Origin of the sequence: Desulfovibrio sp. (genome assembly GCF_019424165.1) — a bacterium.
Lineage (GTDB): Bacteria > Desulfobacterota > Desulfovibrionia > Desulfovibrionales > Desulfovibrionaceae > Desulfovibrio.
In genome coordinates, this window is record NZ_JAHZAA010000072.1 from 1 (window position 1) to 1,665 (window position 1,665).

At 56.0% G+C, this 1,665-nt stretch carries 2 protein-coding genes; both read left to right on the forward strand.

Annotation, left to right across the window (positions count from 1 at the left end; all coding sequences use genetic code 11):
- Positions 1-528, forward strand: a 528-nt coding sequence (locus tag QZ377_RS12600; RefSeq protein WP_291441589.1) for a cytochrome c3 family protein, incomplete at its 5' end; no start/stop codon positions are given.
- A gap of 7 nt (positions 529-535) precedes the next feature.
- On the forward strand, positions 536-1,665 hold a 1,130-nt coding region (locus QZ377_RS12605; RefSeq protein ID WP_291441591.1), incomplete at its 3' end, for a 4Fe-4S dicluster domain-containing protein.

Sequence of the window (1,665 nt, forward strand, 5' to 3'; positions counted from 1 at the left end):
AAACATGTGGCGCAGTTCAACGATAACGCCGCATGTGCCACCTGTCATCACTATGAGGCGGGTGCTAAAAAATGGGGACATGAGCGGCACTATGAAGAGCTGGGACTCGACTGCCGGGAATGCCACCATAAAAATACCGACATAGAGCCAGAACCGCAAAATTGTGCTGACTGCCATTCATCCGGCGTACCGAGCGGCAAGCCCGCCGACGAAGGTACTCCCCCAAATCTGGCCGATGCGGTACACGCCAAATGCATCACTTGCCACGAAGACATGTTCGCCGACAAGCCCAAGGGCTGTGCCAACTGCCATAGTATGAAGGCTGTACGCGACATGTTGCCTAAAACCGGCCTGGTCAAATTGAATCCTCTGCAAACCAACTGTGCCGTATGCCACGGGGTTACTGCTGAAAAGCTGATCCCAGGCGCCATGGATGCCTTTCACAAGCAATGCATGGGCTGCCATGAAAAGCTTGGCAAAGGTCCTTTCGACAAGCAACAATGCGGCCAGTGTCATACTGGCAAGTGAGGCGGGGATGAAAGAACTTTTTCAGGTAATCAATGATCCCCGGTTTCACCTGCTTTACGGGGTGACGCAACGTTTTAGCCCGGGACCACAGCCGGACAGGGTGCGGCTTAACCGCGAGAACTGCAAGCTGGCTGATGGCGTTACAAAAAAAGCGTTTGTCTACCCTTACAAGCTTCTGGCTGAACACTCTTCGCCCATGAAGGGCGACCTGTTTTCGCCAATTTACGGCAAGATCAGCGAAGTAAGCCAGAGCAGTATTTTTATTGACGCCATTGAACCGGATGATGATCTGCGCCAGGCTGCCGAAGCCGTGCAGAAAACCGACCTGCTCGCCGCGCCGCAACGGGGTGAAGAGTTGCGGCCTTTGCTCAAAAGTATGGGACTGAATACCAGATCGCTGGGGCAGTCCTGCGATACACTTATTATCAACGGCCTGAATCCCGACCCCGGCGTGACCTGGGCCGAGCCCATGCTGCTGGCGCATCAGGAAACCCTGCGCGATGGCCTTGAAATGCTGCGTCGCCTCACGCCCGCAAAAAGAATCCTGCTGGCGGTACCCAAAGAAATGCGCCTGCATCACAACGACATCGAGGTGTTGCATGTACCTTCGCAATATCCGGCCAGCGTTAACGCCCTTGTCATCAAGGCTGTGACCGGGCAGGAAAACCCCAAGGGCGTGGGCATAGTCGGCTTGCACAGTATCTGGAGCCTGGGGCGGGTGGCCCGAACCTGTCTCCCCCTTGTGGAGAGTGTCGTCACTATCGGCAACTGTGAATATTCGGGGAATTATATTGTAAAAGACGGCTGTCTGATCGGCCAGTTGCTCGAATTTTCGCAGATCAGCCTGCGCAATGGAGACACGCTTGTCCGGGGCGCCCCTCTGCGAGGTGCAAGCCTCGAAAAACTCGATCGCCGTCTTACCCGCGGCTCAACGGGGGTTTTTGTCGTTGAGGCTGGCACGATTCCCCCCATGAAGGGTCACAGCCCCTGCGTAAACTGCGGAGCCTGCGTGCTGACCTGCCCTGCCCGGCTCAGCCCGAGCATTTTAAGCCGCAATGCCGAGTTTGCCCTGCATGAGCGTAACCTGGATGAGCATATCGGCTCCTGTCTTGAGTGCGGGCTGTGCGGCTATGTTTG